The following is a 14,790-nucleotide window of genomic DNA, read 5'->3' as shown; positions in this document are numbered from 1 at the left end:
TAAGATGAGTGATTCTGCTAATGTTATCTGGGGTGCACGTGTTGATCCTCGTTTGAGTGGTATATTACGTGTAATGCTCATTTTGACCGGTGTAAAGAGTCCGCAATTACTTCCCCGTTCAAAAGAGTCGAAAACCGAGAATAAAGATACATCGCTTACCCGGAAACGCCTTGCCGATTTCGGTCTCTTCAGTACACCCTCACCGGCAAATACGAAGGCACAATCAAAATCGCTTGGCAAATTCCCTCCAGTCAGAAGCCGTTCATGGGAAGAACGACTCAAACCACCTAGTGACCGCTTCGAAAAACAAAAAGAACAGAGGAAGGAAAAAGAAAAGAATCCCGAGTTGGATGATTTGGGTCTGAAAAGAATCTTTTAGGGTTCTTCACCCTCCCTTTATTTTGTCGGATGTTCATTCTACTTGCTTCATTTCTTCAAATTATCTCGGTGAGATCTGTCCGTTGTTCTTTTCTGGACCTAGTATCAGCTGCCTTGACAGTGTGGTGATTACTTGCTACACCATTGATTGTTCTACTGCTTGAGCCCGTGATCTTCTAACCATTCATCAGCGATACTCTTCACTCTTTCATAGAGTGGACCGCTACCTTCTACTCCTTCGGGAGTAATACGGACCTTGTTCATGACAACTATGACTGCGGTGTCTGGATAGTATCGTACACCGCCGGGGGGGAAACTACTCTCAAGTTCCCGTGCCAAACCTTCAAGGCTTACTTCCTTTTCAGATAGCGAGAACGAAGCGATACTATCGCCATAAATGAACATCTTTGGTATGTTTTTGTCTTCTTGTGTATTAACCTCCGCGAGGACAATACTGAGACTTTCCTTGTCAATGCCTCTTATTGTACCCGAATAAACTTCGCCGCTTTTCAGTTTCACTTCGACACTAGCGCCGACAACCGCTGCCAGTTCTCTGTTGAATGCTCGCATGGATGCTACGTCAGACATAATCTCACCTTGTTTATTGAATATACTACTCAAATCCTCTGATATGCTGTTTTAAAAGTGGTGCTAATGGCGTTAGCTTTACCCGTGGTCATAGGGAATTAATTATTAGCTCCTTGGCACTGCAAGCAATTGTGTGAACACTTTGACCACCTCAAATCAGCACTTTTCACGAGCATACCTCCGTGAGGAGGCCTTACCCTCTCCATTCTGTCCTGGTTGCGGCAACGGCATCACCATAAACTGTTTTTTCAAGGCGGTTCGTGACCTTGGGCATGAGAACCTGGATGAATTTGCGTTCGTTTCGGGAATTGGTTGTGGTGCTTGGATTCCATCTCCACACTTTGATGCTGATACCCTCCATACAACTCACGGTAGAGCAATTGCTTTTGCTACAGGTCTCAAACTTGCTCGACCCGAGTTGAAGGTTGTAGTTATTTCTGGAGATGGCGACATCGCAGGTATTGGTGGTAATCACCTCGTACACGCAGCCCGCCGAAATGTGGATATGACAGTTATTTGCTCCAATAATTACAACTATGGCATGACTGGGGGTCAGGTGAGCGCCACAACTTTTGCCGGTGATACGACCTCTACTACGCCCTACGGTAATCCCGAACGTCCTTTTGACCTATCGCGTTTAGTTGCAGCAGCCGGTGCAAACTACGTAGCGAGGTGGACTACTGCACATCCATTCCAAGCATCTAGATCTATGAAGGCAGCCCTAGAACACGAAGGATTCACCTTTGTCGAAATGATGAGTCAATGTCCTACCGCTTATGGTAGGCGTGCCAAAATTGGAGACACACAGGACTTCTTTGACTGGTTCAAGAGTCTGCCAATCAGAAAGAAAAATGATCCACTCCATCACCGCGTTCCAGAAAAAGATAGCATCGACTTGGGTGTATTTGTTGATAGAGCCGAAAAGGGATACCTGAAAGCACTCAACGAAACCGTTGTACCGAAGAAGGATTGATAGCCATGCAAAAGGAAATTCGAATAGCTGGTACAGGCGGCATGGGCGTAGTTCTAGCTGGAGTCATAGTTGGTCATTCAGCTGTGGTCTACGGTGGATTGAATGCAGTGCAAAGTCAGAGCTATGGTTCGGAAGCAAGAGGCACAGCTGCAAAAAGTGAGGTCATCATCGGTGATGGTGATATCCACTTCCCAAAGGTCAGGAAGTCAGATTACTTTGTTGTTATGAGTCAATCCGCGCTTGACAAGTACATCGATGATGCAAAACTAGGTAGTTTGGTCATCGTGGATCCGGACCTCGTAGATGCAACTGGGCTGGAAGAGAAGTACGAGCTTATCGATGTTCCGGCTATGAAAACTGCAGATAATATGGGTGTTCGTTTGGCTTCTAACATGGTCATGTTGGGTGCCCTGGTCAAAAAATCAGGTTTGTTTCCGCTGGATGCTTTAGAAAACGGAGTTAAAGACATGGTTCCGGAAAAATACCTTGAAATCGATGTGAAGGCAATACATGCTGGTGCTGACTTGGTTTAGCCACCATGTACTAGTGGCAAGACCAATAGATTATCCCCATCTTCGATTTTGGTATCAAGACCATCAAACAGTGTAACATCTTTCTCATTGAGCAGAATCATGGTGTTTTGTTCTATCGTTCTCAGATTCGAGAATATTTCTTCAAGCCCCCCGTTTTGTTGCAGAAGTCCGTCTAACACATCTCGAACTCTTCTTCGAGTCTGTACATCGACATGGTATGTTGTTTGTATACCATGGCTTTCTAACGGCCCCCGAAATTCGATTTTGATGGTCATGATAGCCAATCGTCCGGAATCTTATGCGCTTGATAAACTCCACGGCATGCCTATTAGAACGGTTGGCTTGAATGATAACTTCTATATTTGGTTCATAACTCCATTCGCTACGCATTTCTTCTGCCATAAAATATTGGCTTACAGAGATGACGCAAGCGATAACTTATTCACTGAGTGCTTGGTTTGCAGGCAGTCCCCTAGAGAAAAACTATTGGACTATTAGATATTCCTAGTCAAATGATTAGAATAACGGATATGATTATTTTGAAGCAAGAGAAACAGGAGACTGATTCATCACCTGAAGGAGATAAGAAGGCAACTTCTGAGGGGCAAGAAATCGTCCATTCAAGTCTTCCTGCTCGCATTCTCGGCTTCGAGAAACCAACAGAGAACGCTTTGTATCTTGCCAAAGTCCTTGCTGTTCTCATACCGTTATTTGCTGGTACTTTTCAGTTGAGTACAAGCTTCTACATGATTCACATAGCAGAGACTCTGGGTGGGGGAAGCTACGACCAAGGACTGACATTTGTTGGTATCCTTGTTGTGATTCAACTTGCCGTACAAACTGCATTGGACTATCCCACCGGCGTAGTTGGCGACTGGATTGGACAGCGTTACGTCATTGCATCCGCTTTGTTCAGCTATGCTATTGCATTTTGGCTGACTGCCACAGTTACTCCGGACACACCATTCTCAGTATTCATACTCATCTACGCACTAATGGGCTTTGGAGCTTCCCAAGAAAGCGGGGCCTTCCAAGCATGGTTCGATAATAACTATCGAGTTGCAATGCCTCATGATGAAGAGCGAGAATCATATGGAGCCTTCTGGGGCAAAATCGGATCCGTCAATCAGATATTCGCTACTCTGGTCCTCATTCCTGGAAGCTGGCTTGCAGTGCTATATGCCCGTCAACTTGTCTTCAGATTACAGGCTATTTTGGCTGTTCTTCTGGCACTTATGGTTTTGAAACTGATTAAGGATCTACCCGGTGTTCGAGCAGAAAATGATGCCCCTCCATCTTTCGAGGAGTATACCTCCATCATGAAGCGTGGAGTTCGCTTCCTCGTTTCAGATCCTTTTGTTATCTTCTTCATATTGGGTGAGGTCTTGCTATTCAGTGTCGGACCACTTTGGTGGAACCTGCTATTGTTTCCACTCTATTTCAACTATCTATTAACTGAAGTTGCCGTATCCTCCTATAGAACGTTAATATTCGTCCCCAATGCTGTCTTTCAGGAACGGACTGGTATATGGGCCAAACGATTCGAACCAAAGAAATGGATCCCCCGATTTCGACTTGCTCAGTTCAACGGCTTTATTGCGCTGCTGGGGCTTGCAGCTCTCACATTCTTCTTTCCGCGTGCTCCGGCTGGTGCTGAGATGGTAAACATCGTGATTCCCTATCTCAACCTAGCAATTATTCAGATTCCGGCTGTGTCGATACTACCCGTGTTTCTGATGTTCATCATTTTTGTTGTAACCGGGATTTTCGGCGGTCTTGCAGGTATACTGAGCCAGCGGATTATGATTGATGTCATACCAAACAAAATCCGCAACAGTCTCTATTCGCTACGTCCGACATTGGTAATGATTCTATCCATGCCCTTGATAGCCTTCTTTGGCTGGTTCAAACCAGCTTTTGGCTTCCCAGCGACGTTCATCCTTTGTGCTATCATACCTCTGCTTGGTGTAATAGCGACAAAGAAAGCTCTCAGCTATCCGATACCCAAAGCTGAGTTGGTTAAGCCTGCTAGCGAGGATGAGAGAGAAGAGGTTGAAGAGCTAGACGTGACCTAGCGCTTTCCGCACTAATTTGACATTTATCTTGCCAGCTCGGTAGATATTCTCTGCTTCAATGTCCATGATTGAGATTCGTGCAGGACTGAAGAGCTGTTGGTCCATATTATAGAAGATGTTCTCTGCTCCCTTGTACAATTCGGAAAACGATTTGCCGTAGCTTTTCGAATAGCTTGAGCATGCTTTCTGAACTATTTCTTCTAGAATGTCGATTTCTCGTGGCGCAATGAAGAAATGGACTCTTCCACCATATACAAGACAGTCATTACTGGCTCCCATCGCAGAGACATCATCATCTATCTGTGTAGGAAAGGGAGCCACTCCAAATCCACCCCTGATTTGTTGCGGTTTCAATCCCAGTTTGTATAACCTATAGATGCCAATTTCGACAATCCTTGCTGCTATTTGGACAGAACCTGCTACACTGGCAGTCGGAACAAGAACACAATGCAGATTCTCCGGTGAAACACTGCACGTTTCTGCTATTGACCTCAGCACATCATCACCGGGATACTGTCGTGTTTCTAGAACAAGTACTGCAGTATCAGCATCATCAGTGTAGTCGATATCCTCGAAAAAATCCTTCTCTATGCCGGCTTTCGCTCGCGCGGGACCCGAACCCAGGGCTGAAAACCCATGATAGTTCACTCTCCATCTTGCCAGCTGTGAACCCAGTGTTGCAATAACGGGTTCTTGCGTAGCGACCATGACTGCCTGTACTGTCATATCTTCAATATGTGTCGGCACAATGCGGACTGCACCTAGGCCACCCATACTGATTCTCCCTATCAGTCTGCCTGCTTCAATAGAACCAGGTACTTTGATTCCTGTATCGATAACGGTTGCTCCACATTTGGTATCTATCGTCTTACAGCCTAGCTCCTCTGCATCTTCTATGAAATCCTGCAATATCTGCAGGGCTTTCTCATTGATACTTGAACGTGAGGACATACAATCTACCTTGTTTCGTTTAAGACATCCGCCGTAATCTGAAACATGGACCCTCTTCATAAAGCCTTTAGGTGCGGATTCTGAGTTACAAGTAGAAAACTTTAAGGCCGTTGCAATAGCCGAGAGCGCTGTGCCTCGGTCTACATTCATGTGGACCGGTTCACGATGCAAGCCTCAGTAGCTCAGCCTGGTTAGATCGCATCCTTGGTATGGACGTCCGATTTCCGGACTAGCCGAAAAGGATGAGGCCGCGAGTTCAAATCTCGCCTGAGGCTCCATTATTTCTTGACTTACTCAAGGTATGACATTTGAAAATTAGTGCTATTCACAGACTCATTAGACATATAGAATAGATGATTTTTTAATAGTATAGGTTTATAAAATAGTCGACAAGAGGCCGCGGGTTCGAGCGAACGAGTGTTTAGTGAATTTTTTGAAAATATTGTGCCATTCCGAGCGACTAGTTGCCTACTCAAAGCGGTGGTCGAGAACATAGCCGTTTTCTGCGATTTCGGAAGTCTCAGCACAGGCCACATCCCGAAGCTGTTCCGTTTTTCTAATCCGTTTGAGTGAGCGGTAAATAAAGAAGGTACCAATAACTGTCAAACCAATAATCCCAGCTACAAGGCCTACGATGAACACCATGACACTGGCCAAGTCATAGTAGTTTGATGTTGCAATCAGTATTGTCAGCAAAGACATCGGAATGGCTAGGATTGCAGTCCCAGTGCGTAGTTCAGCAAGATGCGTTCGCTTTTCGGCCTCAAGGGTTCGAATGATAGATAACTTGACATTCGTACTTCTAGCTACCCGTGGGGTTAAGTCGACTTCTTCAGTTTCAGAATTCAGGAATCCTCCCTCCTGGAAAGCCTCACGGTGTTGGTATGGTCATCAGAATTCCTCATGTTGTTATTCGCTGCTATTTTCATTCAGCAATCGTTTCGCTCTTTCTGGTCCGACGAGTTCCCTAATTTTCCGCCGTGCGTCTGGCAAATCTTTCTTATTAAGTAATTTGTCGAGTTCCTTCCTTACTGCAGGCGATAGATCTCGTGCAAGCTTTTTGATACGCTCTTTTCGGTCCTTGTCGAAATCGTCAGGCCCGAGTAAACTCAACTTTCCCAACTCACATAAGCTCGCTATTAGAAGCTATTTGACCTTTTTGTTATCAAATACAATTTCGCAATAGAAAAAAGGCCTTACCCTGACCTCGATGTAGTGATACTGTCAATGTCCCCGAAGCTAGGAGCACTTCAGGAAACTGATATCCACCAGAATCGGATCGAGTATACTTGTGAAAACGGAACGGCAAGAATCACAGTACTCTCTCCAAAAATCGTCAGAGTCCAGATGACGCAAGATGAATCTTACAGAGAAGAGCAATCTGTTGCAGTTCTTGAAAAACAACAAAACGTTTCACTTGATATACGTATCGAAAACGATGTATCTGTAATTTCGGGAGACGAGTTTACACTAACGGTTACTCTAGACGATGGCATCTTTCGGCTGAAAGATAAAGATGGGTCAATCATTACTGAATCTTTGGCTAGTTTCGGTCTGACTTGGCAAGATGCAGGCTTCACATGCAGTATGAAGAGTGCCGGAGATGAGCATTTCTACGGTCTTGGTGAAAAAACAAATGGGCTTGATAAATCGGGCCTGCATTACGAAATGTGGAACAATGATAATCCCCATTATGACTCTGAAACAGATCCACTCTATCAGAGTGTTCCTTTCTTCATCACGTTACGCGACAAAATTGCACATGGCGTATTCCTTGATAATACCTTCCGAACACAATTTGACTTCAAGAAAGAAAGTGACGATTTCTATTCCTTTGGTGCTCCCGGAGGCCCAGTTGACTATTACCTCATTCTGGGGCCTTCAATCTCAGAGGTGCTGGAGGGATATACGTGGCTTACCGGCCGACCATATTTCATGCCTCGGTGGGCTTTGGGGCATCACTGGTCTCGGTGGGAGCTGTATGAGGGCCAAGAGGAACTGCTGGAGGTAGCAAAGGGGTTCAGACAACACAAGATTCCGTGCGATACTATCACACTTGATATCGGATATATGCACGATTTCAAAATCTTCACATGGAATCCCGAGATTTTTCCTAATCCGCGCGAGTTTGTTCAGGCGCTGAACAGACTTGATTATCATGTTATGACTATCATCGATCCGGGAGTCAAATTGGAGGAGGGGTATGACCTGTACGACGAAGGCAGTACGCATGATTTCTTCCTCAAAAATGAAGATGGCAGCGAATATATTGGACTGGTCTGGCCTGGAAGAACGGTCTTCCCTGATTTTGCTCGTGAGGAAGTGCGTGATTGGTTTGGTTCCCAATATGAAGGTTTCATGGAATCGGGTGTGAGTAACGCAAGCTGGTTGGACATGAATGAACCCAGCCACTGTATGTATCCAGGGATGCGAGAGGAGTATTCAATGGACGACGTTGTCGACCACAAGGGCACGCCTTGGGAACCACGAATGCGGAATAGATACGCACTCGATATGATGCGTGCGGTCTTCGATGGACTCAAGGCGGTTTTTCCCGATGAACGCCCCGTCATACTGACTCGAGCAGGTTATGCTGGGTATCAACGCTATGCAGCTACTTGGACGGGGGATAATCACTCCACTTGGGAATACTTGGCTCTCTCCATTCCGATGCTGCTTAACTTGGGACTATCAGGTATACCATTCTGTGGTGCTGATATCGGTGGCTTCAGCGATGATGTGACAGAAGAGCTGTTGATCCGGTGGTATCAGCTGGGTAGTCTCTATCCGTTTTCACGGAATCATACGCGGATTCATACAGCACGTCAAGAGCCGTGGGAACTGGGTGAAGACGCCGTTAATTATGCTAGAAAATACATCTCGTTCCGTTATCGCTTCTTGCGGTACCTCTATTCTCTTGCGAAGGAAGCCAATGAAACCGGACTGCCGATAATGCGACCCCTCGTCCTTGAGTTCCAAGATGATTCTGCTGCCTGTGATATTGATGATCAATTCATGATTGGCCCAAGCATGATGGTTGCACCTGTGCTTGACCAAGGTGCCGAAAGTCGCAGTGTCTATTTCCCGCCAGGAACCTGGTTCAGCTACTGGACAGGTGAACGAATCAAGGGCGGTCAAAGGATTACAGTCCCCGCACCCCTAGATACCATGCCTGTGTACTTCAAAGGTGGTTCAGTAGTTCCAACAGGTGATGTGGTCCAAACCACCGACGAGGACCAAGGCGATCTCCGGATTCTGGTCTACCCAGAAGGAGTGGGGCATATCGACTTGTATGAAGATGACGGTATTTCGGAAGATGGCCCCTGCGCTGTAACAACAATAACAAGCTCCTGTGGGACCGATACTCTGTCCGTTGCAATATCTGAGAGACAGGGTGATTGGACACCACCCTCCCGGGACTTGATCGTCGAGTTCAGAGCTATTACAGAAGAACCCAGCTCGTTAGAAGTCGATGGCATGTCTGTTCCTATCGGGCTTGTTTCTGCTGATGGTGACGAAGATATAGCCCCGCTTTCAGCCGCCTACAGTCCCGAAACCAATACCTTGGAAATCGCGCTGGTAGACGATGGTTCTGCCCACAAAATCTCGGTCTTTACGTGAGCTTTCCACTACTCTTATAATGTGAACTCACAGAACCATGTCTTAGAATCACTGGGTCGGTGGTCTAGCTATTCCGTTAGTCTCATCCTATCGGAACTAGTGTGGCTTGATTCCTGGTTTGGGTCCAGGCGTGCGTGAGTTCGAATCTCACCCGGCCCACCAACCATTCTCATTGTTTTTCGCGTCCAAAGAGCGCCAAAACAATGAACCAAAGGATTAAGTGGCGCACGTAGGCATCCTAATAACCCTTCATTCGATAAGTTTTACAGTATTCGTTGGCAAACCCTTCGATACAACGCTGATATTTATTTTGGCCTTCGTCTGGAGTTCGTAAATGATACGTTGTGTGTTTGAGCACTTCTTCAAATGGGCTAAATCCTGTTTCCTGCAGCTTAACCCGCTAATGCACTGATGAAGCGTCATACCCACATTCGGGTAATCTAATCTGTCTAAGGCTATATCATTCCTCAGCGGGTTCAAGAGCGGCCTAATTCGTGCTGGGATATTACTATTCTACTATCGTAGACATTTCCTCCTTCACTTTCAATCTGTGTTATGTGTTTCATTATTGGGGAGTTTATATTATGTTCTGACAGATTACAATACGGAGTTTCGAAAATGATTGATGGCAAAAGCGCGAGGAACTTTGTAATTCTTATATTGATACTGCTCCCGGTGATTAGCACCACATTCCAGCCTGAACCATTGCATCCTACGGCATGGATTGTTATGGCTAACAACCAGGATGAAAATACCAGCATCGCTGCAAAAACACTCCAAGACGAAGTGTCTCCTTTTCCTGTCAGAACTGTGGAGACTGATTTTGAAAGGTTGGATTCTATTCCCTTGCACGAGGACATGATTGTGCTTGTGGGGCATGGGCAACCGGACGGACTTGAAACCCCGAATGGCCTTATCTTATGGTCTATGATATATGACGCAATCGCTGCAAGACAGCCACAGAAAGCGGTCATATTAGCATGTCATTCCCCATCAGATCCCTCTTCGAATATATTTGGATTTGATGGGAACGTGGACGCAGAAGCAGGAGCAATACTGATTGGTTGGTATCTCAAGCGACTAGTCCGCTCAAATAGTGACCTGATGTTTCCCTTCAATCGAGTATCCCAGGCTCAACAGACAATGCTTCACCCATTAGGTCGATACCTGTATTTTGTTCACGGATACTGGGGTGATGATTTGGATTTTCTCGATATGAGGTACGATTTCTCAGGCCGCGACTACGAACTCATAGATTATACCGATATCAGGGACTTCAGCTATTTTGAACATTATAACCCAGCTGACGAGGACGCCAAGAACCACATCCATTGGAATTACACGCTTTCGGATTTTGCCGACAATTTCGCTGGTGAACTCCTTGATCTCTCTTCGGGGAGCCAGGTGAATATCATAGCCCATAGCATGGGCGGCGTCATTGTTCGTGAAATGCTCGCATTACATCGAACAGAGCTTGATACTGCAAACATAGATATTGGCAAAGTGATTATGCTTGGAACCCCGAATCTTGGTACTTCTCTTGCAGATCCTACCATCATTTGGGCGGACATTCTCAGCCTACTTGGAGGGTTCTTAACCCATGGCAGCTTATGGCCAAGTCCGGTGTACTGGTCGATGACACCATGGAGCCCACTTATTCTCGGCTTGAACTGTGACCCCATGAGTTATTCTACTGGTATCAACTGGTACACAACAAGCGGATACGATCCGGTGCTGAGCGCATTGGTGTCCAATATTCATGGGGACCTCAGTGACCCGATAGTTGCGAGAGGGAGGGCTCATTTATCTTTTGCAGATAAGAGCTATTTCGATGTTGACCATTACCGATTGATTAATGACGAGGATAATCAGGCCACCTATGATACTGTTTTTCAATACGCAACTGAAGGGACCGATTCGGACGGCGATGGGCTGACAGATGATGCCGAGACCTATTATCATGAGACAGACCCAAATGACTGGGACTCGGACAATGATGGCCTCTCCGATTATGATGAGGTATCAACTCATGGAACCGACCCTACTGACTCCAATTCTGATAACGACTGGATAAATGATGGTGATGAAATCGCATGGGGATACAACCCAAACGATCCCAGTGACCCGGTCCCATACTCGGCATTGATTAGTTCTGTTTCGGTCGTTGACTCCACAGTCAGGGCCTATGTCACCCACTACTCGCCAATGGACTATGTGAAGTTCTACGCGAAGTACAGGACCAAATTTGGGTCGTGGACGTCGTATTCGTATTGCGGTATTGACTCCACTCCCAGCAGTGGCAAGTACTACAGGTCGTGGACACATCCTTCGGGTTATGCAAAGATGATGGTGATGGTGAAGGCCTATGACTCAAATGGCCACCTATTGGGTATCGACACAGGTACATATACGATAGGCGACGGCGGAGGAGGTGGCGGAGGTGGTGGAGGCGATGTACCGTTTTGATAGGACAATCTTCTTATCCATGCAGTCGAAAGATACGAACTGCTAAATTGGAGTAGTTATTGGTTCATCTTTTGGGCGCAGACGTGAGGAGAGACCTGGAAAAAATGGCACCAGTGAGAAGTTCTTACAGGGGTATATCAAGACGAGCGATGAGAAAATCGTGTCTTCTCGTTGTACTGTGCTTTCCGAGTCTGGTAATGGGCTTTGCAGGAACAACCTTAGCTGACCATGAACCAGCTCAGAAGACTGAAACCACTTGGGAGGCTATCGAACATGGTTACCCCGAAGCTACTTTTCTGGATGTAGAGTTCATCAATGCAACACATGGATGGGTGTTAGGAGAACTAGAGGAGCATATTCCTACCACTATCATCGTCCTAGGCACGGAAGACGGTGGTGACTCTTGGCAGCTCTTATACAATAAGAGCTCCCAATATGCTACGATTATGGATGTCGTTGACGAAAAGACGATTTGGATCAATGGTCGTGGAAGGTTGTTTTACACAATCGATGGAGGCCAAACTTGGAATCAGAGTTCTACAACCAAGCTAAACTACTCGATGACTACTGTGGGGTTCATCAACAAAACCCATGGATGGACTGCGTACCATTGGATGCTTTATGAGACTTCTGATGGTGGTGACACATGGGAGTCAGTTCTCGGGTGGACATTCAATGATAACCTTCGCATGATGCAATTCCTCTCCCCACAGGTCATCTGGGCGATGGGGTTTGGCGGTATCTACCACAGCGAGGACGGAGGTGAAACCTGGGAGAGCACATCGGATAGGGGCGGTTGGTCGGTGTCCTTCGTGAGCGAAACCGAGGGCTGGGCAATCGGTGATGACCGCCTTGCCCACACGACCGATGGGGAGACCTGGGAGGAACTACCAGTCCCTGAAAGGACTCCATTTGGGGGGTTCCGATTACCGTACTGTACTGATATCCACTTCCTTGACAAAGACCATGGCTGGATCGTTGGTGATACGGTGGACGTAATGTACACTCCTGATGGGGGAGCCAATTGGTACGAACAAACCGCGCCCGAAGGATTGTCCCAAAGAATGGTAGCAGTGGATTTCAACAATCTAACTCATGGATGGGTTGTTGGCGCCTCGACCATTCTTCGAACGACCACTGGAGATAGGCTGGGCACCCGCCTCTGGAACGGACTAACTGACCGGCTATTTCAATCGATCATCATCGCTGCTGTTTCAATCATAGTTGTTGTCGGAGGAATCCACGCTATTCGACGGAGAGGAAAGAATCCACAAAGAGAACTCTCTCCTGCACCAGAAATTGAATAGAGACATAGGATATTGCATTTGCGACGAATTTAACTCCGATATACTGGGTCCAAGAGTTCGGGTGTTCAAATCGCTCCGGGCCCACCAACCATTCTCATTGATTTTCAGGGTTCCATCTAAGATTAGAATAGTCTATCCCGTTTGGCATGAGGTGTCGACTAATCATTCTCTCAATCCGCGATTCAATAACAGAATCTTCGACTATTGACGAATACCTTTATCACATATCACGGACCAACTATGATATATGTCGATGCAATCTTCAGCAAGGGAACGACTAGCGCGCAGGATGGCTGGCGAAATCGCCTTATCCGACGATCCTGGGAAGACCATGCGCATGTGGCGCGAACGATTCAGACTTGCACAGGTTGACATTGCCAATTATCTTGACATCAGTCCAAGCGTCATAAGTGACTACGAATCAGGTCGAAGGAAGTCCCCTGGAAGTGCAACAATCAGGCGGTTTATCATGGCTCTCATCACTTTAGATGAGCAGAATGGCGGTCAGGTTGTTTCTGCGTTCCTGCGGCTGATGGATGTGGACCTAGTTGATTTGAACATCGTGCTGGCAATGTCGGACTTGCATTCTCCACTCACTATTGATCAGCTGTGTAAGAAACTGAAATGCGACTTGCTAACAGGTGAACGGGGATTGAATCGAGAAATCTATGGTTACTCGGTAGTTGACGCCGAGAGAGCAGTAAAGGAGCTGAATAGCGAAGCCTTCCTGAAAATTTTTGGAGCTGCAACCGACCGGTGTCTTGTGTTTACGAAAGTCAGTACTGGAAGGGCACCCATGGTCGCCATCAAATCTCAGGAGTTCAAGCCAACGTTCGTGATTCTACATGGTACTCCTGAGGTTGATCGGCTTACTATCGACCTAGCTGAGGGAATGAACATACCCTTGGCTACGAGCGGAATCGGTTCGCTTGAAGACTTGATAAAAGAGCTTCGTGACCTTCAATCTGATTGACCTAAGATGATATCCAGCAGCGCCATCCGTGTTACCACACCACTGTACACTTGGTCGAAATAGCGAGCTTGTGGTGCTGAATCGACTTCCGAATCGATTTCATCAACCCGGGGCAATGGATGAAGAATAATGGCATCGTCCTTCATCATGCTAACCTCGTCCATTGTTATTCTGAATTTCCCCTTTACCTTGTCATACTCACGAACATCGGGAAAGCGCTCTTTCTGAATGCGGGTCATGTAACAGACATCAACATCTCTTACTGCATCCTCAATGCTGCCCACCTGTTTGACTTCTATTCCTGCCTCATCCAGTTCCCTAACGATCATAGGTTTCATTTTCAACGTGGGCGGGGCAGCTAAGGTGATTCGCACATCATAATCAGCGAGTGCGATTCCCAATGAATGGACTGTTCTTCCGTATTTCAAATCCCCACAGAGCGATATAGAAAGTCCATCAATAGAGCCTTTCATCTTCTTGATTGAATACAAATCCAGAAGCGCCTGGGTTGGATGTTCTTCTGAACCACTACCTGCATTTATGATGGGGATGCGTGAGAATTCAGCTGCCAGTTTGGCTGAACCGTCCAAAGGATGACGAATAACTATCAAGTCAGCATATTGCTCCACGGTTCGTATTGTATCTGCTAGATTCTCCCCTTTTCCTCCGGCACTTGTCACCCCGATATCGGCGAATCCTAGGATGCTACCACCCAATCTTAGCATTGCGCTTTCAAAAGAAAGGCGGGTTCTTGTTGATGGCTCAAAAAAAAGGCATGCCATTATTTTCTTCTCGAGTCGTTTGCTGCGTTCAATGGCCTCATTCTCCATTTCCGCCGCCTTATCTAATATCATATCGATGTCTTCGCGTGCTAGGTCATGAATAGATATCAAGTCATGCAGGTTTGGCATAATTTCTGCCGCCT

14 protein-coding genes and 2 tRNA genes are annotated in these 14,790 nt (G+C 46.5%); 10 read left to right on the top strand and 6 right to left on the bottom strand.

The window, feature by feature from the left end:
- On the top strand, nt 1–379 hold a 379-nt coding region (locus tag GF309_04185; GenBank protein ID MBD3157964.1), incomplete at its 5' end, for a hypothetical protein.
- Nucleotides 380–531: 152 nt separating this feature from the next.
- Here the strand turns inward: GF309_04185 and GF309_04180 are convergent.
- Nucleotides 532–966: a hypothetical protein gene (locus GF309_04180; protein ID MBD3157963.1), complete on the bottom strand. Its 435-nt coding sequence runs from the start codon at nt 964–966 to the stop codon at nt 532–534.
- Nucleotides 967–1,108: 142 nt separating this feature from the next.
- Between GF309_04180 and GF309_04175 the strand changes: the two genes are divergently transcribed.
- Nucleotides 1,109–1,939, top strand: a complete 831-nt coding sequence (locus tag GF309_04175) for a 2-oxoacid:ferredoxin oxidoreductase subunit beta (protein MBD3157962.1) — start codon at nt 1,109–1,111, stop codon at nt 1,937–1,939.
- A gap of 5 nt (nt 1,940–1,944) precedes the next feature.
- Complete coding sequence (locus tag GF309_04170; protein MBD3157961.1) at nt 1,945–2,472, top strand: 2-oxoacid:ferredoxin oxidoreductase subunit gamma; 528 nt, start codon at nt 1,945–1,947, stop codon at nt 2,470–2,472.
- On the opposite strand, the gene GF309_04165 is transcribed toward GF309_04170, so the two are convergent.
- Nucleotides 2,469–2,747 carry a molybdopterin synthase sulfur carrier subunit gene (locus GF309_04165; GenBank protein MBD3157960.1) on the bottom strand — a complete coding sequence of 93 codons (279 nt, stop codon included), beginning with the start codon at nt 2,745–2,747 and terminating at the stop codon, nt 2,469–2,471. The two genes, GF309_04170 and GF309_04165, sit on opposite strands and share 4 nt — an antisense overlap.
- Nucleotides 2,748–3,011: 264 nt before the next feature.
- Here GF309_04165 and GF309_04160 point away from each other — a divergent pair, with 264 nt between their 5' ends.
- Nucleotides 3,012–4,547: a hypothetical protein gene (locus GF309_04160; GenBank protein ID MBD3157959.1), complete on the top strand. Its 1,536-nt coding sequence runs from the start codon at nt 3,012–3,014 to the stop codon at nt 4,545–4,547.
- Here the strand turns inward: GF309_04160 and GF309_04155 are convergent.
- Entirely contained in the window at nt 4,533–5,648 is a 1,116-nt protein-coding gene (locus tag GF309_04155) for a methenyltetrahydromethanopterin cyclohydrolase (protein MBD3157958.1), read from the bottom strand. The genes GF309_04160 and GF309_04155 overlap by 15 nt on opposite strands.
- Before the next feature lie 21 nt (nt 5,649–5,669).
- Between GF309_04155 and GF309_04150 the strand changes: the two genes are divergently transcribed.
- Nucleotides 5,670–5,776 (top strand) — tRNA-Thr (locus tag GF309_04150).
- Nucleotides 5,777–5,966: 190 nt separating this feature from the next.
- Here the strand turns inward: GF309_04150 and GF309_04145 are convergent.
- Nucleotides 5,967–6,200: a hypothetical protein gene (locus tag GF309_04145; GenBank protein MBD3157957.1), complete on the bottom strand. Its 234-nt coding sequence runs from the start codon at nt 6,198–6,200 to the stop codon at nt 5,967–5,969.
- A 207-nt stretch (nt 6,201–6,407) separates the two neighbouring features.
- Nucleotides 6,408–6,620, bottom strand: a complete 213-nt coding sequence (locus tag GF309_04140) for a hypothetical protein (GenBank protein ID MBD3157956.1) — start codon at nt 6,618–6,620, stop codon at nt 6,408–6,410.
- Nucleotides 6,621–6,725: 105 nt separating this feature from the next.
- Between GF309_04140 and GF309_04135 the strand changes: the two genes are divergently transcribed.
- The 5 genes from GF309_04135 to GF309_04115 all read left to right on the top strand — a co-directional run bounded on the left by GF309_04135 (nt 6,726) and on the right by GF309_04115 (nt 13,865).
- Nucleotides 6,726–9,119 carry a DUF4968 domain-containing protein gene (locus GF309_04135; protein ID MBD3157955.1) on the top strand — a complete coding sequence of 798 codons (2,394 nt, stop codon included), beginning with the start codon at nt 6,726–6,728 and terminating at the stop codon, nt 9,117–9,119.
- Between the two features lie 53 nt (nt 9,120–9,172).
- A tRNA-Pro gene (locus GF309_04130) sits at nt 9,173–9,281 on the top strand.
- Nucleotides 9,282–9,674: 393 nt separating this feature from the next.
- Entirely contained in the window at nt 9,675–11,585 is a 1,911-nt protein-coding gene (locus GF309_04125; GenBank protein ID MBD3157954.1) for a hypothetical protein, read from the top strand.
- A gap of 104 nt (nt 11,586–11,689) precedes the next feature.
- Nucleotides 11,690–12,892, top strand: a complete 1,203-nt coding sequence (locus tag GF309_04120; protein ID MBD3157953.1) for a hypothetical protein — start codon at nt 11,690–11,692, stop codon at nt 12,890–12,892.
- 247 nt (nt 12,893–13,139) lie between these two features.
- Nucleotides 13,140–13,865, top strand: coding sequence for a helix-turn-helix domain-containing protein (locus GF309_04115; protein MBD3157952.1), 726 nt, complete (start codon nt 13,140–13,142; stop codon nt 13,863–13,865).
- On the opposite strand, the gene pyrB is transcribed toward GF309_04115, so the two are convergent.
- The gene (gene pyrB, locus GF309_04110) at nt 13,853–14,776 is read right to left on the bottom strand and encodes an aspartate carbamoyltransferase (protein ID MBD3157951.1); all 924 of its coding nucleotides are present in this window, start codon (nt 14,774–14,776) and stop codon (nt 13,853–13,855) included. The genes GF309_04115 and pyrB overlap by 13 nt on opposite strands.
- Nucleotides 14,777–14,790 lie beyond the last annotated feature (14 nt).

This window comes from Candidatus Lokiarchaeota archaeon, assembly GCA_014730275.1.
Taxonomy (GTDB): domain Archaea; phylum Asgardarchaeota; class Thorarchaeia; order Thorarchaeales; family Thorarchaeaceae; genus WJIL01.
This window is presented reverse-complemented; position numbering and strand designations above follow the sequence as displayed.